15 protein-coding genes are annotated in these 26,466 nt (G+C 63.9%); 14 read left to right on the top strand and 1 reads right to left on the bottom strand.

Annotated elements, in window-relative coordinates; all coding sequences use genetic code 11:
* The first annotated feature begins 34 nt into the window (after nucleotides 1–34).
* The 4 genes from EEB18_RS19775 to EEB18_RS19760 are packed head-to-tail and all read left to right on the top strand — an operon-like array spanning nucleotide 35 to nucleotide 4,446.
* Complete coding sequence (locus EEB18_RS19775) at nucleotides 35–1,300, top strand: capsular biosynthesis protein (protein ID WP_187139975.1); 1,266 nt, start codon at nucleotides 35–37, stop codon at nucleotides 1,298–1,300.
* A gap of 7 nt (nucleotides 1,301–1,307) precedes the next feature.
* Nucleotides 1,308–2,480: a glycosyltransferase family 4 protein gene (locus EEB18_RS19770; RefSeq protein WP_187139976.1), complete on the top strand. Its 1,173-nt coding sequence runs from the start codon at nucleotides 1,308–1,310 to the stop codon at nucleotides 2,478–2,480.
* Nucleotides 2,481–2,503: 23 nt separating this feature from the next.
* Nucleotides 2,504–3,277 carry an ABC transporter permease gene (locus EEB18_RS19765; RefSeq protein ID WP_056348444.1) on the top strand — a complete coding sequence of 258 codons (774 nt, stop codon included), beginning with the start codon at nucleotides 2,504–2,506 and terminating at the stop codon, nucleotides 3,275–3,277.
* Nucleotides 3,274–4,446: a hypothetical protein gene (locus EEB18_RS19760; RefSeq protein WP_187139977.1), complete on the top strand. Its 1,173-nt coding sequence runs from the start codon at nucleotides 3,274–3,276 to the stop codon at nucleotides 4,444–4,446. The genes EEB18_RS19765 and EEB18_RS19760 overlap by 4 nt, the downstream gene beginning before the upstream one ends.
* Nucleotides 4,447–4,458: 12 nt before the next feature.
* On the opposite strand, the gene EEB18_RS19755 is transcribed toward EEB18_RS19760, so the two are convergent.
* On the bottom strand, nucleotides 4,459–5,109 hold the full coding sequence (locus tag EEB18_RS19755; protein ID WP_056347418.1) for an ABC transporter ATP-binding protein: 651 nt from the start codon (nucleotides 5,107–5,109) through the stop codon (nucleotides 4,459–4,461).
* Nucleotides 5,110–5,155: 46 nt separating this feature from the next.
* On the opposite strand from EEB18_RS19755, the gene EEB18_RS19750 reads away from it, so the two are divergent.
* From EEB18_RS19750 to EEB18_RS19705, 10 genes are all read left to right on the top strand, one after another.
* Nucleotides 5,156–6,241 carry a glycosyltransferase family 4 protein gene (locus EEB18_RS19750; protein WP_187139978.1) on the top strand — a complete coding sequence of 362 codons (1,086 nt, stop codon included), beginning with the start codon at nucleotides 5,156–5,158 and terminating at the stop codon, nucleotides 6,239–6,241.
* 84 nt (nucleotides 6,242–6,325) lie between these two features.
* The gene (locus EEB18_RS19745; protein WP_187669034.1) at nucleotides 6,326–7,612 is read left to right on the top strand and encodes a glycosyltransferase family 4 protein; all 1,287 of its coding nucleotides are present in this window, start codon (nucleotides 6,326–6,328) and stop codon (nucleotides 7,610–7,612) included.
* Between the two features lie 2 nt (nucleotides 7,613–7,614).
* Complete coding sequence (locus EEB18_RS19740) at nucleotides 7,615–8,739, top strand: polysaccharide biosynthesis/export family protein (RefSeq protein ID WP_262408255.1); 1,125 nt, start codon at nucleotides 7,615–7,617, stop codon at nucleotides 8,737–8,739.
* A 7-nt stretch (nucleotides 8,740–8,746) separates the two neighbouring features.
* Nucleotides 8,747–10,390, top strand: a complete 1,644-nt coding sequence (locus EEB18_RS19735; protein ID WP_187141949.1) for a hypothetical protein — start codon at nucleotides 8,747–8,749, stop codon at nucleotides 10,388–10,390.
* A 44-nt stretch (nucleotides 10,391–10,434) separates the two neighbouring features.
* Nucleotides 10,435–11,283, top strand: coding sequence for an FkbM family methyltransferase (locus EEB18_RS19730; protein WP_187141948.1), 849 nt, complete (start codon nucleotides 10,435–10,437; stop codon nucleotides 11,281–11,283).
* Between the two features lie 58 nt (nucleotides 11,284–11,341).
* The gene (locus EEB18_RS19725; RefSeq protein WP_187141947.1) at nucleotides 11,342–14,104 is read left to right on the top strand and encodes a hypothetical protein; all 2,763 of its coding nucleotides are present in this window, start codon (nucleotides 11,342–11,344) and stop codon (nucleotides 14,102–14,104) included.
* A gap of 69 nt (nucleotides 14,105–14,173) precedes the next feature.
* Nucleotides 14,174–21,616 (top strand): hypothetical protein, encoded by a 7,443-nt coding sequence (locus EEB18_RS22800; protein ID WP_187141946.1) that lies wholly within the window; start codon nucleotides 14,174–14,176, stop codon nucleotides 21,614–21,616.
* A 90-nt stretch (nucleotides 21,617–21,706) separates the two neighbouring features.
* Complete coding sequence (locus EEB18_RS19715; RefSeq protein WP_187141945.1) at nucleotides 21,707–24,661, top strand: M10 family metallopeptidase C-terminal domain-containing protein; 2,955 nt, start codon at nucleotides 21,707–21,709, stop codon at nucleotides 24,659–24,661.
* A 10-nt stretch (nucleotides 24,662–24,671) separates the two neighbouring features.
* On the top strand, nucleotides 24,672–25,676 hold the full coding sequence (locus EEB18_RS19710) for a KpsF/GutQ family sugar-phosphate isomerase (protein WP_187141944.1): 1,005 nt from the start codon (nucleotides 24,672–24,674) through the stop codon (nucleotides 25,674–25,676).
* A complete protein-coding gene (locus EEB18_RS19705; protein WP_187141943.1) occupies nucleotides 25,673–26,464 on the top strand; it encodes a 3-deoxy-manno-octulosonate cytidylyltransferase in 792 nt (263 codons plus the stop codon). Before EEB18_RS19710 ends, EEB18_RS19705 begins: the two co-directional genes overlap by 4 nt.
* The last annotated feature ends 2 nt before the right edge of the window (nucleotides 26,465–26,466 follow it).

The following is a 26,466-nucleotide window of genomic DNA, read 5'->3' as shown; positions in this document are numbered from 1 at the left end:
CAGCTATTGTGTTTCAGGGTGTTACGGGTCTCCGATGCTCCAGATGAGCCAATATGCCGATACCTCTCTGGCCGCCGCGCAGCCCTATCCTGTGCGGCATTTCTTGTTTCTCCAGGGGCTTCCGGGCCCGTTTTTCCGTAAGCTGGCCGACGCTTTACGTGCGGGCGGCCATCGGACCTCGCGGATCAATTTCAACGGCGGCGATATGTGGGACTGGCGCGGATCGGGCGCCATCGGTTTTCGCGGCGATATCGCGGCATTCCCGGCCTGGTTTGACGACTATCTGTCGGGCAGCGACATCAGCGATGTCGTGTTGTTCGGGGACAATCGGCCGCTCCATCTTCAGGCGATCGCCATTTGCCGGCAGCGCGCAATTCGCGTGTTCGTCGTCGAAGAAGGGATGCTCCGCCCCAATTTCGTCTCGTTCGAACAAGGCGGCACCAATTATTGGTCGTCCCTGCCGCGCGACCTCGATCAACTGCGCCGGATTGCCGACGATCATGAAGACGAACCCGTCGACCCCGTCACCAGCAATGTTCGCCGTCGGATCGTCGAAGCGGTTGGCTATTATGTCGTCCAGACGCTGACGATCCCCTTCTTTCCTCATTATCGTTCGCACCGCCGCAATGCGCCGGTCGGGGAGATGTGGGCATGGATTCGTCGCCGTGCGGGCCGGGGGCGCGAGGATGCCGCCAGCTCTGCGGCGGTTTCGGCGGTCATCGACTCGCGTTTTTTTCTTTTTCCCATGCAACTCGACGGCGATCACCAGATCGATTCCCACTCGGACTTCCCCGACATGGCGAGCGCGATCGACTGCGTCTTTCACAGCTTTGCCGTCCACGCGCCGCGCGCCACGAAGCTGCTCGTCAAGATGCATCCCTTCGATCCCGACCTCGACGGCTGGCGTGCCGATGTGCTGCATCGGGCGTCGCGTTACGGGATTGCCGACCGGGTGCGCTTCATCGAGCGCTTCGACCTCGCGCCGCTGTTGCAAAAGGCGGCCGGCGTCGTCACGATCAACAGCACGGTCGGGCCACTGGCGCTCGAACAGGCGTGCCCGGTCTTTTGTCTCGGCCGCGCGGCCTATGACATTCCGGGCGTCACCGCGCAGTGCGGCCTCGATCGATTCTGGGCCGAGCCGCCGCCGGTCGACGCCGGAAATTTCGAACTGATGTGCCGCGCGATGCGGGCGACGGCCTTGGTGAATGGTGGCTTCCATGACCCGAAGGCGCTTGACATGCTCGTCGCGGGCGCTGTCCGACGTCTGACCGGCCAAGCCTTCGCGTCGCCGACCGCTTGAAGCCCACATGCATCTGATTTTCGATGTGACGCGGCTCGTTCGACGCGGCCATCTGGCGGCGCCGACGGGAATCGATCGCGTCGAACAGGCCTATCTGTCCTTCCTGATGGCGGCGGACGCGATCGAACCGAGCTTCGAAGCCTTTGTCCCGCCGGGGCATTGGGTCGCACTTTCGCGCGCCGCCGTGGCCAGGCTGCTCCAGGCGCAGCGTCTCCGCTGGAGCGGCGCCGTGGGCAGGACCTCGCCATTGTCGGTGGTGCGGCACTTCCGCCCGGTCCGTTCGCAGCTTCACGCCGGTACGCGCTTCCTCACCGTGTCGCATCCCGGCGCCCGCGCGATGGGGCAATGGCGCCGCCGGGCCGACCGGTGCGGCGGCAAGATCTGCTATTTCGTCCACGACCTGATTCCGATCGAATATCCCGAATATGCGCTGGCCAAACATGCCAAGGCCAATCAGGCGCGGATCGCGGCGGCGACGAGTTTGGCCGACGGTCTGCTCGTCAATTCGGATTGCACGGCGCGTTCGATCGCGCGCTTCTGCGGCGACCTGCCCGTCGCTCCGATCGCTAAGCTCCCCTTCGGGATCACCTTGCCCGAGGTTGCCGAGGCCCGCGCTGCGTCGACCGGAGCTAACGGCGATCATCCCTATTTCCTCGTCGTCGGGACGATCGAACCGCGCAAGAACCATCTGCTGCTGCTCAAATTGTGGCGCGAGATGGCGCGGCAGGACGGCGCGGCTGCGGCGCATCTGGTGATCGCGGGCCGCCGGGGCTGGGAGAATGGCCAGATTCTCGCGATGATCGAACGCTCGCCCGCGCTCCGCGACGTGTTGGTCGAGATGCGGACTCCCGGCGACGACGCGCTGCAGGGCCTGATGCGCGGGGCGAGGGCGCTCCTCGCCCCCTCCTTCGCCGAGGGTTTCGACTTGCCCGTGGCAGAAGCCTTGAACATGGGTTGCCCCGTGATCGCCAGCGATATCGCGGCGCACCGCGAAGTGGGCGGCGATGCGCCATTGTTTCTGCATCCGCTCGACGCCACGGGATGGATGGCGGCGGTTCGGGATTTTGCGGCGGCCGATTCGCCGCTAAGGAAGCATCATCTCCAGGCGGCGCGCGCCTGGCGCCCGGCGAGCTGGGACGATCATTTTTCGCAGCTGACCGAATTTCTGGAACCGCTTTGACCCGAGCCGCCGACACCGACGCCTTGTTCCAGCGCCTCGACACCCGGAGGCGGGTCATCGGTGCGCTCGTCATTCGGGAACTGCACACGCGTTTTGGCCGCGAAAACCTTGGGTTTCTTTGGATCTTCATGGAACCGGTGCTGCTCGCGGTTGCCGTCGCGGCGCTGCATGGCAATTACAAATTGCCGATCAGCGGCAATGTGCAGCCGGTCCCTTTCGCGCTTGGCGGCTACATCCTCTTCATCATGTTCCGCTCGGTACTGTCGCGCGCGGAAACCCTGCTCGAGGCCAATCGGCCCTTGCTCTATCATCGCCCGGTCACCCTGTTCGACATGCTGCTCGCGCGGTCTTTGCTCGAAATGGTGAGTACCGGCGCGGTGCTCTTTTTCCTGCTGTTCGTGGCCCAGTATCTGGGTCTTGCCGAGCCGATCCACGATCCGTTGCTGGTCATCCTCGCACTCGTGTTGATGAGCTGGTTCTGCTTCGGGCTGGCGATGATCATCATGGTCGCATCGCACGAGAGTTCGTTTTTCGGGCGGATCATCCATCCGCTGCTTTACCTCTCGCTTCCGATATCCGGGGCTTTCTATCTTCTGGCCTGGCTACCCGAGAATGTTCAGCGCGTCGCTATGTGGGTCCCGACCGTGCATATCTTCGAATTGCTGCGCGAAGGGCAGTTCCGCGACTTCGCGTCGGACCGCCTGGACCTCGTCTATCCCATTGTCTGTTCGGCGCTATTGATGTTGGTTGGCTATGCCGCCATCAGGTTCGTCCGGCCCAGGATCGAGTTGCAATGAACCGCCACACCAACATCACCGAAACGGCCGGCGACACGGCGGAAAACGCCACGGCGACAACACGCCACTGGCCGCGACGGCTGGTTCGCAGCGCGCTGTTCTGGATCGTCGTGGTTCCCACGTTGGTGGCGGCCATCTACCTGTTTCTCATCGCCGCGCCGCAATATCGCTCGGAGGCGCAATTCGTCATTCGCGGTCTCGACGCGCCGCGCAGCGAAGCGAATGGTTTCGGGCAGCTTCTCGGTGTGTCGCCGGTCCTCGATCCGAGCGCCAAGGCCAGCTACATCCTGATCGAATATCTCCGTTCGCCCGAAGCGATCCGGGCGCTCAAATCCGAAAAGATCGACCTCGCCGCGGTCTTTCGTCGGCCCGAAGCCGATTTCGTCGCGCGGCTGTCGGAATCCGACCCGGCGATGGAAGATCTGCTCAAATATTATCGCGACAAGGTCCAGATCAGTCTCGACAGCGACACCGGGATCACCCGTGTGACGGTCACCGCCTTTCGCCCCGACGATGCCCGCACGATCGGCGAGGCGGTGATCAGGCTCGGAGAAGCCCGGATCAACGCGCTCAACCGCCGGCTGTTCGACAATACGGTCAAGATCGCGCGCGACGAATTCCAGCAGGCGGCTGACGAACTGTCGGGGGCACAGAAGGCGATGTCGCTGTTCCGCAACCGCAGCGGCGACATCGACCCGCAAAGCAGCGGCAAGGGCGAGCAGGAACAGGCGCTCACCCAACAGGCCGAAATCGATCGTCAGCGGGCCCGGCTCGCCGACATGCGCCGCTATCTCAGCCCCGCCAGCCCGCAGGTCGTGGCTATGCAGGGCTATGTCAGCAGCCTCGAAGCGGCGGCATCGCGCAATCGCGGCCGACTGACCGGCTCCCCCGGCGCGGTATCGCAGCGGCTCGGTGAATATGAAGAACTCAGCCTGAAACAGGAGCTTGCGGCCAAGCGTTACGAAGCTTCGCGGCTCGGGCTGCAGTCCGCCAACGACCGCGTCGAAAAGGAACAATTGTTCGTGATCCCCGTGGTCCGGCCCACCGCGCCGGAAAAGCCGGTCTATCCCAAACCGCTTCGCACGCTGGCGACCATCCTGCTCGGTGCGCTGTTGGTCTATGCCTTTTTCATGATCGTCACCGCCGGCATTCGCGAACACCGCGCGTAAACGGCCGCGGGTTCAGGCGTGCGCGAAATGGCTCGCGATCGCCTCGTCGATGCTGTCGAACTGCAGCACTTCGCTGGCTCGCACGGCCATGCCCCGATCGCAATATTCGCGGAGCGTGGCGGGGTCGTGCGACACCATGATCAGGCTGCGTTCCTGCCTGCGTTGCAGCAGCGCTTCGCGGCAGCGATCCTGGAACCGCTCGTCGCCGACCGCCGTGATCTCGTCGATCAGGTAACAGTCGAACGAGACGGCGAGCGACACCGCGAAAGCGAGGCGCGCCATCATACCGGCCGAATAGGTGCGCAGAGGCATGCGCAGATAATTGCCCAGCTCGGCGAAATCCTCGACGAAAGCGAGCGTGTCGTCGACCGGACGGCCATAGATGCGGGCGATGAAGCGCGCATTGTCGGCCCCGCTCAGGCTGCTCTGGAAACTGCTCGACAGGCCGAGCGGCCAGGACACCGACATGCCGCGTCGGATCGTGCCGCTGCTCGGCTGTTCGACGCCGGCGATCAGGCGCAGCAAGGTCGACTTGCCCGCGCCATTGTGCCCGCATACGCCGACCGATTGGCCTTTTTCGATCGCGAAACTGACGTTATCGAGGACGTAATGGCGCCCGTTGCGGGTCGCATAGGATTTGGAAACCCGATTGAAGACGATCATCGATAAAGGCTCGCGTCGCAAGCCGGCGGGCTGCGTGGCCCTCTAGATGACGGTTCGGGTCGCACTTGACAAGCGGAGCGTCGGTTGGGGGCAGGGGACGGGGGTCCGCCGCTATCGCGACCGGCTGCGGCAGTGTATCGAACGTCACGATGATTTGTTCGCGCCGCCGCAATCGCTGACCGACGAAATCGGGTCCGACGGCGAAACGATGCGGGTAAACGCGCGCTATTTTGCCGATGCCCAGAAATGGTTCACGCTGACCGGCCGGCTGCGCAGCGTCAGGCTGGATCGGCCGGTCGATCTTTTCCATTGGTCGCATCCGATGCCGATGTGGGCGAAAGGGGCGCTGAACGTGGTGACGGTCCACGACCTGATCCCGATCCGTCAGCCCGAATATTCGGCCATCCCATCGGGCCGTTTCCGCCGCCTTTTGACGGCATTGGCCGAACGGGGCGCCTGTTTCACCTGCGTGTCGGAAGGAGTGTGCGATGAACTGCTCGCCTTCACCGGCATTGATGCGCGGCGCGCGATATGCACCTGGCAGCCCGTGGAGGCGCCGCGCGCCGTGGCGTCCTTGCCCGCCGGGCTTGAGCGCGGACGCTATTTCCTCCTGCTCGGCAGCGTCGAACCCCGCAAAAATGTCCATCGCGCAGTGGAAGCGTGGCGCGCGGCGAAAACCGGCGTGAAACTGGTGATTGCCGGGCCCGACGGGCATTGGACCGATCGCCGCGACCGGGCCGCCTTCGAACGCGACATCGCTTCGCCCGACATTGTCCGGTTGCCCTGGCTTGGCGATGCGGTCGTCGCACGCCTGACCGTCGATTGCCGTGCGTTGCTGATGCCGTCGCTCGCCGAAGGCTTCGGTTTGCCGCCGGTCGAGGCGCTGATGGCGGGGGTTCCGGTGATCGCGTCGGATAGCCCCGTCTCGCGTGAGGTTCTGGGCGCGGCGGCGGCGCTCGTCGATCCGCGCGACGCCGCGTCGATCACCGGCGCGATTGTTCGGGTGAACGCGGCCGCACAAGGGATGCGAACGCCGCTGCCGGCGATGTTCGAACGGTATGGCGAAGCCGCCTTCGCCGCGCGCTTGCGCCTTGCCTATGACCGGTTTCTCCAGCTAGGTGAACGCAATTAAAGCGGAATTTCGAATCGACGATCCACTCCGCCCAACAGTGTCGGAGGAATAATGCGGGTCGGAATCGATGGTTTTAATCTGGCTTTGCCATTTGGAACCGGTGTCGCGACTTATTCGATGTCGCTCGCGCACGCCATTCAGACCGCCGGCCATCAACTCGACGGCGTTTATGGTCTTCGCACGCCGTTCCGCAAAGTCCTGCGCAACGTCAATTTCTTCGAAGCGCTCGGCGCCGAATATCAGTCGAAGGCGCCGCGATCGTGGAGCTTTGGCTGGGGCCGCGAACTCAGCTGGACGGTCAAGGCGCGCAAGGCGCGGCAGGTCGATCTGCACGGCAAGCAGGAAGTCCGGCCCTTTGCGCACCGATTGCCCGATTTCGACCGGCTGTTCACCGTGTCGGACCTGTTCGACCAGGCGATGCGCAATTTTCGCCGATTCGGAACCTTCACGACCGTTTCCTTGCCCGATGCGCCCGACATCATGCACTGGACCTATCCGTGGCCGATCCGCGTCGCCGGGGCGCGCAACATCTACACGATGCACGATCTGGTGCCGCTGAAGCTTCCCTATGCCAGCCTCGACAACAAGAAGATCTATCACAAGCTGATGCGCGCCTGCATTCGCAAGGGCGATCATATCGCCACGGTGTCCGAGGCGAGCCGCGCGGATATCGTCGACTTTTTTCCCGAAGCCGAGGGAAAGATCACCAACACCTATCAGGCGATCAGGCCCTCTGCGCAGAGCCTGAGCCTCGCGAGCGGCGACGAGGCCGAGGTGGCGCAGGCCATCAAGAGCATTTTTCGTCTCGATTTTCAGGATTATTTCCTCTTCTTCGGCGCGATCGAGCCGAAGAAGAATGTCGGACGGCTGATCGAGGCCTATCTCGCCTCGGGCGTGAAGGCGCCGCTCGTTGTCCTCGGTCGCCGTGCATGGGGCGCCGACGTCGAACTGTCGCTGATCCAGCGCGACGAGACCCGGCCGATGAAGACGATCTTCAAGAATATCCGGCGGATCGACTATCTGCCGCGCCGGCTGCTTATGCTGCTGGTGCGCGGGGCCAGGGGTGTGGCTTTTCCTTCTCTCTATGAGGGTTTCGGGTTACCGATCCTCGAGGCCATGACTTTGGGGACGCCCGTCATCACTGCGAACACCAGTTCCATGCCCGAAGTCGCGGGCTCGGCGGCGCTGCTCGTCGATCCTTATGATATTCAGGACATTGCCGCGGCGCTGCGCCGGATCGATACCGATGCCGAACTGCGCGCCGACCTTTTCGGGCGTGGTATCGCGCAGGCGGAGAAATTTTCGATGCCAGCCTATCAGGGCCGGCTCAACGCGCTCTACGACAGCCTGCTGTCCGGACCCCGCCGGTGACGATGATCCGCTCGGTGGCGGCGGCGCTGTTGCTTGCCGGCGCGCTCGGCGGCTGCGCGATGCTGCCTTCGGCGGCGCCGACGACCGGGCAGGTGAAGAAACCGGCGACGCTCGCCGACGGCCGCACACTCAATCTGGTCGACCTGACCGAAAGCGGATGGACCGAGGTTCAGGTGCCGACGCTGCCGTCCGCCGGTTGGTCGTTCACCGACGGAACGACCAGCAGCGAAGAGATATTGGTCGGCGACAATCTGGAAATCGTCGTGTTCGAGGTCGGCTATCGCCTGTTCGGCGCGGTCGACAGCGGCAGCAATGCAAAGGATCCGACGGTGTCGGCGGCCGGTGCGACGCTGCCGACGATTAGCGTACCGCAAGGCGGCTATATCAACATCCCCTATGTCGGGCCGATCGACGTCCTCGGACGTACGCCGCAGGGGGTCGCGGCTGAAATCCGCACCCGGCTGCGCGGCCTGTCGCAACAGGCCGACGTGCTGGTGCGCGTGGCGTCGGGACCGATGCGGTCGATCACCGTCGGCGGCGAGGTCAAGGCACCGGGTCGCATCGCGATTACCGCGGCGGGCGAACGCGTCCTCGACGTCGTCGCCGCCGCGGGTGGTCCCGCCGATCAGCAGTCGAATCTGATCGTACGGCTGGCGCGTGCGGGAGAAAGCCAGGAAATGCCGCTCGACCAGATTCGAGCGGGCGACGCCGCGAACATCCGCCTGATGCCCGGCGATGTCGTCCAGTTGCTGAAACGGCAGCAGAGTTTCTCGGTCATCGGCGCGGCGCGCGACGTCGCCGAGGTGCCGCTTGCCGACACGCCGGTTTCGCTCGTCGAGGGGCTGGCGCGCGCGGGCGGGCCGATCGACAATCAGGCCGATGCGACCGGCGTCTTCGTCTTTCGCTATGTCGATACCGACGTGGACGGCACGGTGACGTCGGTGCCGACCATCTACCGCCTCAATCTTCTCGATCCGCGCAGCTATTTCGTCGCCAGCCGCTTTCGCATGCAGGACGACGATGTGGTCCTGATCGCCAATGCCCGGTCGGCGCAGTTCGCGAAGCTGGTCCAGATGCTCAACCAGCTGACTTCTCCCGTCGTGACGGTCGACGTGCTGACGCGCTGACCCGACGATGTCGGCTCCGGCCATCTTGGCATTGCCGCCGCACCGGCGTCACAAGACGCGGATCCGGCGGCGTGCCGGGCACGTCGCCTTGCCCGAGACCGGCACGGTCGAGGCGGTGGCAGCGCGGATCGTCGGCGGTCGCGTCGGCGGCCTGTTCTGGCGCCCGCTCGACGCCCGGCTGGCGGCTTGGCTCGGCGGGGTCGAGGGCGACATTTGCGCGATCGTCTGCCGCGACCCTGCAAATTTGCAGATGCTGCTCGACATTTGCGCGCGCGCGTGTCCCGGCCCGATCCTCTTAGTGGCCCCGAATATCCCTGCTTCGGATTGGCCGGAGCATGCGCGGTTCGATGAAAAATCGGACCCGTGGCCACTGATCGACCGCGTTTCGACGGTTTACTGCGACGACCCCGAGCGCGTTTTTGTTCAGCTGGCGGCGCTCGCGGGCCGGAGGATCGTGGCGGTCGAAAAGGGCCGGGTCAGGCATGCCGAAACGGCGACCGTGGCCGAGCGGGCGATAGCATGTTTGCGGACCGACTGGCGCTATGTTTCCCCTTATGACGATCGCGATTGGTCGCTCGATCAAATGATCGACTATCTCGCGCTCTGGCGCGAGGTTGCCGGACGCACTGCGGGCGTTGGCGCGATGCTCGGCATCGCGGGCTGGAAGAGGCGGCGGATTCGCCAGTTCCTGATCGGGTCGCCCCACGCACCCTTCCTGTCCGACGTCCGGGAAGCCCACCGCGTCGAGGGGGCCGTTGCCGCCTGGCCATCGCGGACCGACATCGCGGCGCTGGAACGCTTGCGAGGAGGGGATTCCGTCTGGCGCGTCGAGGACGGCTTTATCCGCTCGGCCGGGCTTGGGGCCGCGCTCGTCCAGCCTTGCTCGATCGTCCTCGACAAGCGCGGCATCTATTTCGACCCCGCGCGTCCCGGCGATCTGGACATGCTGCTGCAGACCGCATCGATCGACGCTGAACTGGCCGCCCGTGCGGCCGCGCTGATCGCGCAGATCCGGACGAACGGCGCGACCAAATATAATTTGGGTGGCAAGCGCGTCGATCTTCCGACGGACCGGCATAGGATATTGATCGCGGGACAGGTCGCGGACGACCTGTCGGTGATCGCGGGCGGCGGCGGGATATCCTTCGCGCAGATCGTTTCCGCCGCACGGCGGGAAAATCCCGGCAGCTTCATTATCTTCAAACCGCATCCCGACGTCGTCGCCGGACTGCGCGACGGCGAATGGCGCGAGCCCGCGATCGCCGCCGACGCGGACCTCGTCCTCGCCGACGGAGCGACCCATGATCTGCTCGAACGGGTCGATGCGGTGCAAGTCCTCTCGTCCCTGTTGGGGTTCGAGGCGCTTTTGCGTGGGCGCCGGGTGAGTGTGTACGGCCAGCCCTTTTACGCCGGGTGGGGGCTCACCGACGATCGCGGCGCGGCACAACAGCGGTCACGCCCGCTGTCGCTGGAGCAATTGGTCGCGGCGACACTGATCCTTTACCCGCTCTATGCCGATCCGCGGACCGGGCTGCCCTGTTCGCCCGAACATCTGCTGGTGGCCCTTGCCGACATGCCGCCACGGTCGCGCATCCGCGGCATGGTCGCGCGGCTTGTCGCAAAGTCGCGAAAATGGAACAAATACCGCTAGTATCACAAGAAATTGCACGATATCGACTGCAATAAGAGGGGTTTATGGGCGCGGCCAACTATTACGACATCTGGCGCTTACTCAGCCATCCGCGCAACGACAACGAAGCCGATATTCGCGGCCTTTGCCGATCGCACTATCTTGGCGACCATGAGGCGCTGTGCCGCGTCCTGGGGCGCTACAAGATGTATGTCGATACGCGCGATATCGGCATTGCCAGCCACCTGATGATGGACGGCTTCTGGGAAATGTGGGTGACCGAAGCGATGCTGCGCAGCGTGCGGCGCGGTTCGGTGGTCCTCGATGTCGGCGCCAATCTTGGCTATTTTTCGGTGCTGCTCGCCGACCTCACCGGGCCAGAGGGGCGGGTGCTGTCCTTCGAACCCAATCCCCGCCTAGCCGGCTTGCTCGACAAGAGCCTGCAGGTGAACGGCTTTGCGGGATTTACCGATCTCCACAAAATTGCGCTCGGCGCCGGGGAATCGGAGTTGCGGCTCGAGGTGCAGGACAGTTCGCCGGGCGGCGGCCGGGTTCTGCTTCCCGGCACCAGCCGGTCGCACAATACCACATCGGAAGTCGTGGTGCCGGTGCGCCGGCTCGACACGATCGAACATGCGCTCGCCGCCGAATTCATCAAGATCGATGTCGAGGGCTTTGAACAACAGGTGTGGCACGGCATGACCGGCATCCTGAAGCAGAAGCGCCCGCTGACCATCTTCATGGAATTCACCGTCCAGCGCTACGACGACCCGCGCGGCTTCCTCGACGAGGTGCTCGCCTATGATTTCTCACTCGAAATCGTCGACCCGGTCGCCGGCGTGCGTCCGATAGCGAAAGACGAAATTTTCGCCATGCCGCACAATATCGATCACATGCTGGTGTTCCGGCGGTGACATTCAAACACGCGTCCGTCAGATTTTGACCTAGGACGCTGCCAGAAAGGGTAAGGCATTGGCCGACGACAGCGTCACGACAAAAGAAATTCAGGCCAGCGGCGCGTCGGATATCGCGTTCAGCCCGGACGGATCGCGCGTTTATGTCGCGACGCAGAATTCGCGCATCCACGTCTTCGACGCCGCGACGGGCACGCTGATCAAGACATGGCAGTTCGGACCCGGCTTCGGCGCGATGAGCGTGTCCGACGACGGCTCGTTCCTGCTCCTCACGCGCGCCGAAAGCGGCGGACCCGCGGCCATCTATCGGGTGGCGACCGACACCGGCGCGGTGACGTCTTTTGCGCAGGCAAGTGGTCCTTATGCGACCGACGTCCAGGCGACCGACGGCACCCACGCCATTGTCGCGCTCTACGGCGGCAAGATGCAACTGCTCGACCTCGCCACGGGCACCTACACGCCGATCGAGGGCATTTTTGGTGATGGAAACAACACGCGCGTTTTCCTGACCGATTCCGGCCGTCTCACGCTCGCTGCGTCGTCGCAGACCTCGGGCGGCGAGTGGTCGGTTTACGACGAGGTGGCCGGGCGCTTCGTTGTAAGGGGCGATAGCGGCAACGGCCCGCTGCAGCCGGGCTTCAATAGCGGCGTCCAGTCGATCAGCGAGTCCGGTGGGTTGATCGCCCAATATATCGTCGAACTCGCGATCAATATTTCCGATGTTTCTGGCAATGATCTTCGCCGCGTCAATAGCGGCGGCTTTGTCGACGCGATGACCTTCGATCCCAGCGGCGATATTCTCTATTATCACCTCGTCGGCGGCGAGATTGTCGCGCTGGAAACGACCAATTTCACCGAAATCGACCGCTTTTTCGTCGATGTCGGCGCGACGCCGAGCGCGGGCAGCATGACCGGCGCGCAGCTCGACATCAGTCCCGACGGCAAGCATCTCGTCTATCGCGACCATGCGTCGGGTCAGGTGTTCCTGATCGACCTTTCGGTGCGCGACCAGCAATTCGCCGGGACGAGCGGCGCCGATGCCTTCGATGGCGGCAAGGGCGACGACGTCTATCTGGTCAACCATGTGGGCGACACGGTCACCGAACTGGCGTTCCAGGGGAATGACCGGATCAACGCGACCATCGACTATACCCTCGGCGCGAATGCCCAGGTCGAAACGCTGGCGGCGGCCGATGCCGCGGCAACCACGGCGATCGTCCTGACCGGCAACGCGCTCGATAACCGGCTGGTCGGTAACGCCGGGATCAACATCCTGTCGGGTCTGGTCGGCAGCGACGAATTGCGCGGCCTGGGCGGAGCCGACATTTTGAACGGCGGCGACGGTAACGACCTGCTGCTGGGTGGCACCGGCAGTGACACGCTCAACGGAGGTGCCGGCACCGATACGGCAAGCTACGACGATCTGAACACCGGCGTCACGCTTTCGCTCGCCGCCGGAACCGCCAGCGCCCCGGGCGGCGACATCGATACTTTGGTGTCGATCGAAAATGTCATTGGCAGCCGCTTTGCCGACTCGCTGACGGGCGATGACGCGATCAACCTGCTGGAAGGCGGCGCCGGCGACGACCTGCTCTTCGGGCGCGGCGGCGAGGATATTCTCGATGGCGGGACCGGCGCAGACCATATGCATGGCGGCGCGGGCAACGACAAATATCGCGTCGACAATCAGAACGACCTGATCTTCGAAATCGCGGGCGAGGGCGTGGACGAGGTCACCGCCTCGGTCGGACACTATCTTCACGCCAATGTCGAGAATCTGACCCTCTCGGCGACCGCCGGTGGCATTTTCGGCGTCGGCAACGATCTTGCGAACACGATCCAGGGCAATGCGGAATCGAATCTGTTGCTCGGCGGCGGCGGCGACGACATCCTTCGCGGCGGGGCCGGGGGCGACAGCCTGTTCGGCGAGGATGGCGCCGACCAGCTCTTCGGCGATGCGGGCGTCGACTATCTCGTCGGCGGCGCGGGCAACGACCGGCTGAACGGCGGCGACGATGCCGACGCCCTTTATGGTCAGGATGGCGACGACGTCCTGACCGGTGGCAACAGCTTCCACACCGACATTCTGGTCGGGGGGGCGGGCAACGACATATTGAACGGCCTGAACGGCCGCGGCGACTATGACCTGATGGACGGCGGCGAGGGGAACGACATCTATTATGTCGACACCCCCGACGACCTGACCTTCGAGGCAGTCGGCGGCGGCACCGACACGGTGTACGCAAGGATCAACGGTGCGGGTTATTATCTCTACGCCAATGTCGAGAATCTCATACTCGACGGCGGCACGCCCTTCGGCGTGGGCAACGATCTCGACAACCGCCTGACCGGCAATGCGATCGGCAATTATCTGCTCGGCGGCGCCGGCAACGACACGCTGAACGGCAAGGCGGGCGAGGATGTGCTGTTCGGGGAAGCGGGCGCCGATATCTTCGTCTTCGAAAGCGGCACCGGCGGCGACGTGATCGGCGATTTCGCGCGCGGCACCGACAAGATCGACATCTCGGCCTTCGGTTTCGCGAGCTTCGCGGCGCTGCAGGCGGGTTTCAGCCAGGTCGGCGCCAATGGGGCGATCAACCTCGGCAATGGCGATTTCATCGTTCTCCACAATGTGACGATGAGCCAGCTGACCCAGGGCGATTTCATCCTGTCGGCGACGGCGGGAAAACCGAACCTGTTCGGCGACGGCGCAAAAGCTGTCGAAGACGCCGTCTTCGCTCCCGATGCCGGTACGCCCGTGCTCGACTGGCATCCCGATCACTGGATGGCGCGGCACCATGCCGCCGATCTATGGGCGTGACGGGGCGATACATGACGAATAGCGCGGGCGCGGGGGCCGGCGCAGGATTTCTTGGGGACAAAGACTGACATGGCGACGATCAACGGCACCACGGGGAACGACAAGCTCTACGGCACCGGCACCGACGATGTCATCAATGGCGGGGTGGGTAACGACACCATTCTTGCGAGCGATGGCGACGACGTGATAAACGGCGAGGATGGCGACGATGTGATCGTCGCGGGCTTCGGCAACCAGACGATCAACGGCGGTGCCGGCAACGACCAGATCAGCCTTCGCGAGGTGGTCCAGTCGGGCATGTTCGCGATCCGTACCCGGCACGAGATCGACGCCGGCAGCGGTAACGACCTGGTCCGAATCGAGTCCGATCTGGGCGGCAGTATCGAGGTCGATCTGGGGACTGGCGACGATGTCGTCATCATCGATCGCCTGCGCGGATCGCAGCCCGAACTGACGCTCGGTGCGGGCCGCGACACGGTCGTTCTTGGAACGCGCTTCCCGCCGATCCAGCAGGGTGACGGAAATATCATTGTCATCAATGATTTCGCCGCGGGTGATAGCGGCGATTCGATCGATCTGTCCTTGTTCCTGCGCGACATCATGCATCGTTCGATTGGCCCGGCGAGCGAGCCGGCGGCCAACCCGTTCGCCAGCGGGCATTTGCGTCTGATTCAGGACGGCGCCGACGTTCTGATCCAGACCGACTTCAACGGCAACGTGCCCGGGCAGGTGGAGTTGGCGGTCGCGCGGCTTCGTAACGTCGACATGAGCCAGCTGACTGCCGCCAATTTCGGGGGCTATGACCCTGCGGGCGCTGCACCGGTGCCCGGCACGCAGAATGGAACGGCGGTCGGGGATTTCCTTGTCGCATCGGCGATCGGCGGCACGCTCAACGGCCTCGGCGGCGACGACCTGTTGTTCGGCCGCGCGGGCAATGACATGCTGAACGGCGGTGGCGGGAACGACCGGATCACCGGCGGTTTTGGCAACGACGTCCTGTCGGGCGGCGATGGCAACGATCATCTGTCCGACTCCGATGGCGACGACAGTTTCATCGGCGGCGCGGGCGACGACGAGATCGAGATCATCCGCTATTCGATCGACGGGCGACTGACGTCCAGAACTGACCAGATTTCGATTTCGGGCGGCGACGGCAATGATCGCGTCAATGTTGTTTTCAATGCCTCGACCGAATCGGGCATTCCCGGATTGCGGCGCGACGGACGGCTGACCGTCGATCTGGGTGCCGGGGACGATTTCTTCACCCAGTCGGGCCGCGCCATCACGACGCTCACGCTGGGCGGCGGACGCGACACCGTGGAAATTCTCCCTGATTTCTCGTTATCCCCCGAAGCTGTGGCCTTGACGATTACGGATTTTGCTGCCGGAACGGGTGGCGACGTGCTGGACCTGAACCGTCTTCTGTCGCTCGGTGGGGGCGGTAGCGGCCCCCAGGCATGGGCTGAAGGAAGCAATCCCTTCGCGACCGGCCACCTGCGGCTCGAACGGGCGGGCAACGACACCTTGGTGCTGTTCGATTATGACGGTTTCGGGGGTGCGGGCGGAGATGACGCCGAATATATTGTGGCGCGGCTGCAGGGCGTCCTGCCCGAACAGCTGACGGCGGCCAATTTCACCGGCTATGCGCCCGACGGCTCGGCCGTTGCATCATTGACGCTGACCGGAACCGCGGGGGCCGACACGCTTGTGGGCGGCGGCGGTAACGATACGCTCAACGGCGGGGACGGCAACGACCGGCTGAACGGCGGTTTCGGCGGCGATACGCTGATCGGTGGCAACGGCGACGATATTCTCGAAAGTGGTGGCGGGCTGGGGTCCGACAACCTGTCGGGGGGGATTGGCAACGACACGCTGATCGCGACCGGTGCGGGGACCGACGTCCTGTCGGGCGGCGATGGTCACGACCATATCATCATTACCCGTTCGGGACGCATTTCGCCGATGCCGTCGGAGCTAGTCACCGTGACGGGCGGTGCCGGTAATGATCTGGTCGAATTCACGGGGAACAGCACGGGGCGCCTGCTCGTCGATCTCGGCAGCGGCGACGACCGGATCATTCTCTACAGCATCTTGTCGGCCGGCTATGCCGTGGGTGACGGGATCGAGATCACGACGGGGACCGGGCGCGACACGGTTGAGCTCAGCCTTTCCATGTTCGGCACCGGTACCGGCGATATCGTCATCACCGACTTCACCACGGGCGCGGGCGGCGACAGGCTCGAATGGCTGAGCCTCGCGATTCAGCGGACCTTCGACGACTATTTCCGTGATTCCTTTCCGGTCACCGGTATTTCGGGCCTGAACCTTTTCGCAACCGGTCTGGCAACGCTGACCCAGTCGGGCGCCGATACGATCCTGCGCTTCGATCGGTATCAGGTGATTTTCCGGAACACGACGGCGACCAGCTTCACCGCGGACAATCTCGGCATCGATCCGCTGCACGCGACCCAGCCGGCGACGACCGGCAACGACAGCTTCACCGGTACGGCGGGGCGCGACTATCTTTTCGGCCAGGCCGGCAACGACACGATCGACGGCCTCGACGGCGACGATGTGCTGTGGGGCCAAGCGGGCAACGACACCATCAACGGCGGCCTCGGTAACGATATCATCGACGGCGGGATCGGAGAGGACGTGTTGAACGGCGGCGACGGCGATGACCGGATCATCGGCGTCGGCAAGGATCGGATCGATGCCGGTGCGGGCGACGACACCATCTATGATACTGCCATGTCGACGATCATTGCCGGTACTGGCAATGATGTCATCCGGCTCAACGTCCCATATGAATTGACGCAGAGCGGCGTCGGACTCGGCAGCCTCCAGGCGGGTGACGGCAACGATGTCCTTGCCGGCACCCACATCGCGGGCGCCCTGATCGATGTCTTCAACAAGGGCAGCTATGTCGTCAACATGGGGGCGGGCGACGACTATGTCGTCGATTTCGTCGGCACGATCACGCTTGGCGCCGGCCGGGACACGGTCGAACGGGTGCGCGGGGCGATCACCGATTTCCAAACCGGAAACGGCGGCGATACCTACGACCTGACCGGCTATTCCTATTTCGCCAACGTCGGGGCCGCGGCGAGTTTCGAATATTTTGGGATCAATCCCTTTGCCGCTGGCTATTTGCGGCTGGTGCAACAGGGCGCCAACGTCATCCTGCAATCGGCGCCCTATGGCTTCAACGCGGGCTATGTGCCGGATACCATCGTCACGTTCCGGAACACGACCGTGGCTCAGTTCACTGCCGAAAATTTCGGCGGATATGATCCGCACGCGCGCAACCCCGTGACGACGGTCTTTCGCAGCTCGACGACGATCGACGCCAACCGCACCTATGAGATGAACAATCCGCTGGGGCATGCCGAAAATATGGGGACGGTCGCCTTCCTGCCGACCTCGACGGGCACCTTTATCAATAACGGTACGATCCTCTTTAACATCACCGGGTTTGTGACGGGACCATCACCCTATGTGACATCGGCCGCAGGTCTCGTCGTAAGCGACCGCAACACGTCGTCGACCTTCGTCAATTCGGTCGATGGCGAGATCCGCGCGAACATGTCTGCCACCTACGAGGATGGTGCTGTTGTCAAAGACCCGACACAGCTCTTCGCGACCGGGTTGAGGCTGAGCGGCAGTTTCACAAATCATGGCATAATTTCCGCCCACTCCGCGGTTGGAGGAAGCGCAGTGGCGGTCGGCGTATCAGGCGGAACGCTCCATAACACTGGCACCATCCTTGCGACATCGGCCTATCAGGCAGCTGGTGTTACCGTCACCACCGGTGCCCAACTGGACAACACGGGTACGATCCGCGCCGAGGGCGGCTATCTGGCGATCGGGGTCAGCGGTTCCAACCTGCCGATGCAGAATGGCCTGCACAACGCCGGCATGATCATCGCGCGGACCGACGCATCGTCGCCCTATGCGTCGATCGGCGTGATGGTGCAGTCCTCGGCGCTTCCGGGACCTGCGCCGATATGGAGCAATGCGGGGCAGATTACGGCTGACATCGGCTACTATTTCTATGATTTTACCGACGATGGAATTGCCGAGATATTGCACAACAGCGGCACGATCACCGGCACGATCCTGATCAACAAGGGTGATGATCAGGTCATCAACAGCGGGCAAATCAACGGCGACGTCTTGCTCGACAACGGCAACGACACCTATGACGGCCGTGCGGGACAGATCAACGGCGCGGTGTGGGGCGGTAACGGCGACGACACGCTGCTCGGCGGTCAGGGGGCCGATGTGTTCCTCGGTGGCGCCGGAGCCGATGTGATCTCCGCGGGCGGTGGAGACGACTATGTCGAGGGCGGCTTTGGCAGCGACACGCTCGACGGCGGCGCCGGGACCGACATCCTGTCCTATTTCTACTCCTCCTCCGTGGTCACCGCCAATCTTGCCCTGGGCACGGTTATCGGCGGTGGCAGCACCGACTATGTCCGCAATTTCGAATTCTTTGTCGGGTCGCAGGGGAACGACGTCATCGTCGGCAGCGGCCTCGGCGAGCGGATCTACGGCGAGGGTGGCAACGACCAGATCGACGGCGGCGGCGGCGACGACATCCTGTTCGGCGGCGCGGGCGTCGATACGCTCACCGGCGGCAGCGGCAACGACATCTTCGAATTCCAGGCCGGCGGCGGTCGCGACGTTGTCACGGACTTCGCCAATGGCGACCGCATCAACATCTACGGCTATGCCGCAGCGATCGCGATCGAGCAGTCGGGAGCCGATACGATCATCCGTCTGTCGGCGAACGACAGCCTGCTGCTGCGCGACACCGATGCTACCACGCTGACCACCGCGAACCTCAGCTTCAAGGGCGCGGTCGCGCCGATCCAGACTCCGCGCTTCGTTTTCGACACGATCGAAACCGCATCCAACCTTGTGCTCGGGGCGGGAACACAAATCGTCCTCGGCGACACCGGTTCGGAAAACCCGCTTTTCGAAGATACGCGTTCGGTCGGGATTCTGCAGGAGGGGGAGAATTACATATCCTCGCTGTGGAATGGCGGAACCTTCCGCATGACGACGACGCTGGGCGATCTCCTGACGATCGGCGTGTTCGGCCTCTGGGACAAATTCGTGAACCAGGCGGGTGCGATTTTCGAGATAACGGCGCAGAACGCCTCGGCACTCGGCGGCTCTTATTTCCAGTCGGTCTGGAATGCTGGCCAGATTCGCGTAACGTCGAACGATGGCGACGCGACCGCCTTCATGGACCTGAATTTGCAGGACGGGGTCTTTGTGAACAGCGGAACGATCGCCGTGACGGCGACGGGCCGCGCGGCTGGCGCGATACAAGACTATAATTCGGCCAGTCCCGAGCATTTCTTCAACAGCGGCAGCATCATCGCGTCCGGCGGCACGGGAGCCATCGCTCTCGGAATTCGGGCGCCCTATCGCGGCGATGTCGATGTCGTCAATTCGGGCACGTTGACGGCGAATGACAATGGCGCGCCTGGGGATAGCGTGGCCATCCTCTTCGACGAGTTCTCGTCGCTTTCGGAGGTCTGGAACCGCGGCACGATCAACGGCGACTACGCCATTCGCGTGACCGACCTGGACTTCTACGAACAATTTGCGTCGGAAACGGGGTTGCGCGTTTACAACAGCGGGACGATCAACGGGATCGTCGCGCTCAGCAGCTATGCCGACATCGTCGTCAACACGAACGCTATCAATGGGCAGGTTCGGCTGGGCGGCGGTGACGATATCTTCGACGGCCGGGGCGGCCGTCTGACCGGCGATCTTCGTGGCGGTGCGGGCAACGACACACTGCTGACCGGCGCGGGCAACGACAATCTGTTCGGCGATACGGGCGACGACATATTGTCGGGCGGGGCCGGCAACGACACGCTGACGGGCGGAGCCGGGCGCGACAGTTTCCGGTTGGAAACCGGCTTTGGTGACGATATCGTCACCGACTTCCAGACCGGCAGCGCCCACGACTATATCGATGTCGCGGGCTATACCGCCTATCAGTCGATCACCCAGAGCGGCAACGACGTCCTCATCCGCTTCTCGGCAACCGACAGCCTGCTCATCCGCGGGACGACGGTCGCGGCGATCACGCCGACGATGATCCGCTTTGGCGCTGCTCCGATCGCCGCCCAGCCGATCCCGACCGCCCCGGTGGCGCCGGCGGCGCCGCCGCCCGTCCTCGCAACCGACGTCGCGCGCGCCTTCGCTCCGGTATTCGGGACGGCGGGCAACGATATGATAACGGGCGGCACCGGCCCCGACGACCTGCGCGGGCTGGCGGGCAACGACACGCTTGATGGCCTGACTGGCAGCGACCTGCTCTACGGTGGTCGCGGCGACGACGTCTATCATGTCGATGTCGCCAGTGACCTGATCTTCGAGGCGGCGGGCGAGGGCATCGACACCGCGATCGCGACCGCCGGCTATTACCTCTATGCCAATGTAGAAAATCTGACGTTGGCGGCCAACGCGGGCCATATCTTCGGCGTGGGCAACAATCTCGCCAACACCATCCTCGGCAATGCCGGGTCGAACCTGCTGCTCGGCGGCGACGGCGACGATGTCGTCCGCGGCGGAGATGGGGTCGATAGCCTGTTCGGCGAAAACGGCGCCGACCAACTGTTCGGCGACGCCGGGATCGACTATCTGGTCGGCGGCATCGGCAACGACATCCTCGACGGCGGAGCCGATGCCGACGCGCTCTATGGCGAGGATGGCAACGACACGCTGATCGGCGGCGCGGGCTTCTTTACCGACATCCTCGTCGGCGGCGCGGGCAACGACATATTGCGCGGCAATTCGGGGCTCGGCGATTACGACCTGATGGACGGCGGCGCGGGGAACGACAGCTACTATGTCGACACCCCCGATGACCTGACCTTCGAGGCGGTCGGCGGCGGGACCGACACCGTCTATGCCAACATCAACGGCGCCGGCTATTATCTCTACGCCAATGTCGAAAATCTGGTGCTGGAGGGCAATACGCCGTTCGGGGTCGGCAACGATCTCGCGAACCGGCTGACCGGCAATGCGACCGGCAACTATCTGCTTGGCGGGCGCGGCAACGACACGCTGAACGGCAAGGCCGGAAACGACGTGCTGTTTGGCGAGAGCGGCGCGGACACCTTCATATTCGAACGCGGCACCGGCGGCGACGTGATCGGCGATTTCGCGCGCGGAACCGACAAGATCGACCTGTCGGCCTTCGGTTTCGCGAGCTTCGCGGCGCTGCAGGCGACCTTTGTGCAAGCGGGCGCCGACGGCGCGATCCAATTGGGTTCGGGCGACCTGATCGTGTTGCACGGGGTCGATATGGCGGCGCTTGCCTCGGCCGATTTCATCCTGTCGGCGTCATCGCCAAAGCTCGATCCGTTCGAAGCGGCGGGCAAGATCGACGCCCTGTTCGTCGGCGACGCCGATGTGGATCATATGCCGATCCGCTTCGGCGCGCAGATCCACGGCGCATGGATCGACCAGGGTTTCTGGGCCTGATATGAAAATCTTTTCAGGTTCGTCCGATCCACGTCCATGATATCCTATCGCTTTCCTTCCATCCGTTTTTCAGCCGAATAGGGTCGTTCCATGGTTCTTTCCACCCGCCTCCAGACTGTCGGCGAAAGCGGCAATGTCTTCATCGATACGCTCGTCTATGGCGTCGCCTTTCGCCCCGCGACGACGGTGATCTATGCGTTGCAGGGAAATCCGGGCGATACCGGGCTGAACGGCGGCGCCTTGTGGGCCGCCAACGGTGCGGCCGGCGCCTATGCCGCCGCGCTCGCAAGCTGGGCCGCGGTGGCCAACATCCATTTCCAGGCCGCGACGACCGCCTATGACGGCACGGGCAGCCGCGCCAGCTACGACTTTGTCGGCCAGTTGAGCACCAGCCTGCCGTCCGATGTCCTGGGACAGCATACGCTGCCGACGACCGGCGACATGGTCGGTCAGTTTAACACGACGATCTCCTATTTTACCACCGCGAGCAATCAGGCCGGCGGTCTCAGCTTCCTGACCTTCGTGCACGAGCTGGGTCATGGCATCGGACTGCTGCATCCGCATGCCGATGAGCCGGGCGATGACAGCTTCCCCGGCCTCGGCGACGCGTTCTCGACCGGGCCGTTCGGCCTCAACCAGGGCATCTTCACCACGATGACCTATAATGACGGCTATGAGGACGTCGGCAGATCCCCGTCGGTCAATTATGGCTGGCAGATGGGGCCCGGGGCTTTCGATATCGCTGCGGTGCAGTTCCTCTATGGCGCGAATACCAGCACCGGCGCCGGCAACACCACCTACACCATGCCGACGCTTAACCAGGCTGGCACGGGCTGGATGACGATCTGGGACGTCGGGGGAACCGATACCATCTCGGCACAGGGTAGCCAACTCGATGCGATCATCGACCTGCGGGCGGCCACCCTGCGCAACGAGGAAGGCGGCGGCGGGTTCGTCTCGCGCAATGGCGGCGTGCTGGGCGGCGTCACCATCGCCAACGGGGCCGTCATCGAAAATGCGATTGGCGGCAATGGCGACGATTTGCTGGTTGGTAACGGCGCGAACAATAGCCTGACGGGTGGCACGGGTTGGGACACGGTCGATTATTCGCATGCGACAGGGCCGCTGACGATCAACCTCCAGACCGGGGTCGCGACGGGAGATGGCAGCGATACGCTCAGCGGCATCGAACATGTCGTCGGGGGCAGCGGCGACGACGTCATCACGGCGTTCAACGGCCTCAGCATCGTCAACGGATCGCAGGATATGATCAAGACGGCGGCGCAGCGGAACAATTCGGACGCGACCGCCATGTCGCTCGACGGCCGCTTCTCGTCGCATGCCGGTGACCCCACGATCCAGGCGGTTGGCGCGGGTGTCAACAGCGTCACCGTCCACGCCGAGGGCGGCGATCAGGAAGATCTCTACAGTTTCACACTGTCGGCGGGAACGACGATCACGATCGATATCGACAGTAGCTTTCGGCTCGACGCGATAGTCGGGCTCTATGGCCCTTCGGGTTTCCTCGCGTTTAACGATGATTCAGAAGGAGGACTCGACACCGGATCGGCGAATCTCCGCGACAGCTTTCTGACCTTCACTGCGGCGACCGCGGGCACCTACAGGGTCGTCGTCTCGGCCTATAATCCTGAGACGAATGGTGCGGGCCGTATCGCGGTGGGCAGTTCCTATACGCTCAACATTTCGGCCGCCAACACCATTACTGCGGCGGGCACGATCCTCCTCGGCTCAACGCTCGACGGCGGCGCAGGCAACGACACGCTCAACGGCGGTGCGGGTATCGATACGTTGATCGGGGGCATCGGCAACGACATGCTGAATGGCGGTGCGGGCGCCGACCTGATGTACGGCGGCACCGGCAACGACAATTATGTCATCGATGCGCAGGGCGACCTGACCTTCGAAGGCCTGAACGGCGGCACCGACACGGTGACAGCATCGGTCGGCCACTATCTCTACGCCAATCTCGAAAACCTGACCCTCGCGACCGGCGCGGGCGACATTTTCGGGGTCGGCAACGAACTGGCGAATACGCTCCAGGGCAATGCGGGGGCGAACCTGCTGCTCGGCGGTCTCGGCGACGACGTGATCCGCGGTGGTGCGGGCGTCGACAGCTTGTTCGGCGAAGCCGGTGTCGATCAGTTGTTCGGCGATGCCGGGATCGATTATCTGGTGGGCGGTCTCGGCAACGACATCCTCGACGGCGGCGCTGACGCCGACGCGCTTTATGGCGAGGACGGCGACGATACGCTGATCGGCGGCGCGGGCTTCTTTACCGATATCCTTGTCGGCGGTGCGGGCAACGACATATTGCGCGGGGCCTCGGGTCTTGGAGACTATGATCTCATGGACGGCGGTGCGGGCAACGACATTTATTATGTCGACACCCCCGATGACCTGACCTTCGAAGCGGTCGGCGGCGGGGCCGACACCGTCTATGCCAACATCAATGGTGCCGGCTATTATCTCTATGCCAATGTCGAAAATCTGGTGCTGGAGGGCAATACGCCGTTCGGGGTCGGCAACGATCTCGCGAATCGGCTGACCGGCAACGCGATCGGCAATTATCTGCTCGGCGGGCGCGGCAACGACACGCTGAATGGCAAGGGCGGCAACGATGTGCTGTTCGGCGAGGGCGGAGTGGACACCTTTGTCTTCGAACGCGGCACCGGCGGCGACGTGATCGGCGATTTCGCGCGTGGCACCGACAAGATCGACGTCTCGGCCTTTGGTTTCGCAAGCTTCGGGGCGCTGCAGGCGGGCTTCACCCAGGTCGGCGCGAACGGCGCCATCAACCTTGGCAATGGCGACTTCATCGTCCTCCACAATGTGACGATGAGCCAACTGACCCAGGGCGATTTCATCCTGTCGGCGACGGCGGGCAAACCGGACCTGTTCGGGGACGGCGCAAAAGCTGTCGAAGACGCCGCCTTCGCTCCCGATGCCGGTACGCCCGTGCTCGACTGGCATCCCGATCACTGGACGGCGCAATATCATACCGCGTATCAACTCGGCTTCGTGTGAGCTTGCGGTGATGCCCTATGCGGTTTCGATCGATGATCCCGGGGTGGCCGATGCGCATGATATGCTGTCGCCGGCAAAAAACGTGCTGCGATCCCACATCGTTGCGCTTGAACAATTGCTCGACGGCCTCGACGACACGCTGCTCAAGCTTGCAATCAGGATCGCCGCCTGCCGCGGGCGTGTGATCCTGACCGGCATCGGCAAGTCGGGGATCGCCGCCAGAAAGATCGCGGCCAGCCTTGCTGCGCGCGATGTCGCGGCGACCTTCATGCACGGCGCCGACGCGCTGCACGGCGATCTCGGGATGGTACGGGCGGACGATATCGTGATTGCGATCACGATATCGGGCGCGTCGAGCGAGTTGTTGTATGTCATCCGCCATGCCCGGTCGATCGGCGCCGAGACGGTGGCGATCACCGCGGCGCCGGACGAGGCCGTGCCGGCATCGTGCGACCATGTCATCGCGATACCGGCACTCGACACCGCATGCGATTTCGGCATCGCGCCTTTTTCCTCGACCATCGCGAGCATCGCGGTCGGCGACGCGCTGACGATGCTCGTGGCGCGCGAAATAGCGTTCAGCCGCAATCAGTTCGCGCGGCTGCACCCCGCCGGCCGGATCGGCGGTCGCTTCCTGTCGGTTTGTGAATTGATGCTGCAGGACGACGCGCTTCCCATGGTCGGCCCCGATGCGCCGGTCGAACAGGTGATCGCGGAGGCGTCGCGAACCGGCATCGGCGCCTGTGCGGTCGTCGATGCGAACCGGATGCTGCTGGGCATCGTCACCGACGGCGACATCCGACGGCATTTCCTGGACGGCAGCGAAAGCCCGGCGTCGGGCATCATGACCGCCGACCCCGTCACGGTTGGCGACGATACCGACCAGCACGATGCCTTTGCGATCATGCGCGGCCATCGCATCGCGGTGTTGCCGGTGATGGCCGCCGATGGCCGGACGCTGGTCGGCATGCTCAATATCCAGGACATGCTGCAGGCCGGCTATCCCGAAAAGTGAGTGATGCGCGCCGCGATGTCCTGATCATCATCCCCGCGCGTTTCGGCTCGCTGCGCTTTCCTGGCAAGCTGCTGTCGCCGCTGCGCGGCGCTGACGGCGTCTCCCGTCCGCTGGTCGAACATAGCTGGCGGGCGGCGAATGCCCTGCGCGACCTCGCCGATATCGTGATCGCGACCGATGATCGCGCGATCGCCGATGTGGCGTCCGGTTTCGGCGCGCGCTGCGTGATGACTTCCGCCACCGCACGCAACGGGACCGAACGTTGTGCCGAAGCCGTCGCGTCACTGGCGGAGGCTCCGTCGCTGGTTATCAATCTGCAGGGCGATTCGCCGGCGATCGATCGTGCGCATGTTGCGGCGTTAATCGCGGCGTGGCGCGCCGGTGCCGGCGCCGTCCTCACCGCCTTCGTTCGTTGCTCAGGGGAGATGCGGGCGCATCTTGCGGGCGAGATTGCCGCTGGACGGCCATCGGGGGTTTTTGCCGTCGCCGACGGCGCCGGGAACGCCCTCTATTTTTCGCGTTCGCCGATCCCTTCGGGCGTCAATGCCGAATGGAAGCTGCATCTGGGTCTCTATGCCTATGAGCCAGCGATGCTGGCGCGCTATGCGGGCTGGCAGGCTGGTGCGCTCGAAGTCGCAGAAAGCCTGGAACAGCTACGATTTCTCGAAAATGGCCAGCCGATTGCGCTGGTCGAGGTCGATCCCGTCGCGGGGGGCTATGGCGATGTCAACTATCCCTCGGACGTCGAAAAGGTCGAGGCGCTGCTGCGCGAGCGCGGCGACTTTTGACC

The sequence above is a fragment of the Sphingopyxis sp. OPL5 genome (genome assembly GCF_003797775.2).
Taxonomy (GTDB): domain Bacteria; phylum Pseudomonadota; class Alphaproteobacteria; order Sphingomonadales; family Sphingomonadaceae; genus Sphingopyxis.
Note: the sequence above shows the minus strand (reverse complement) of the source record. Positions and strands in the feature narration are given on the sequence as shown.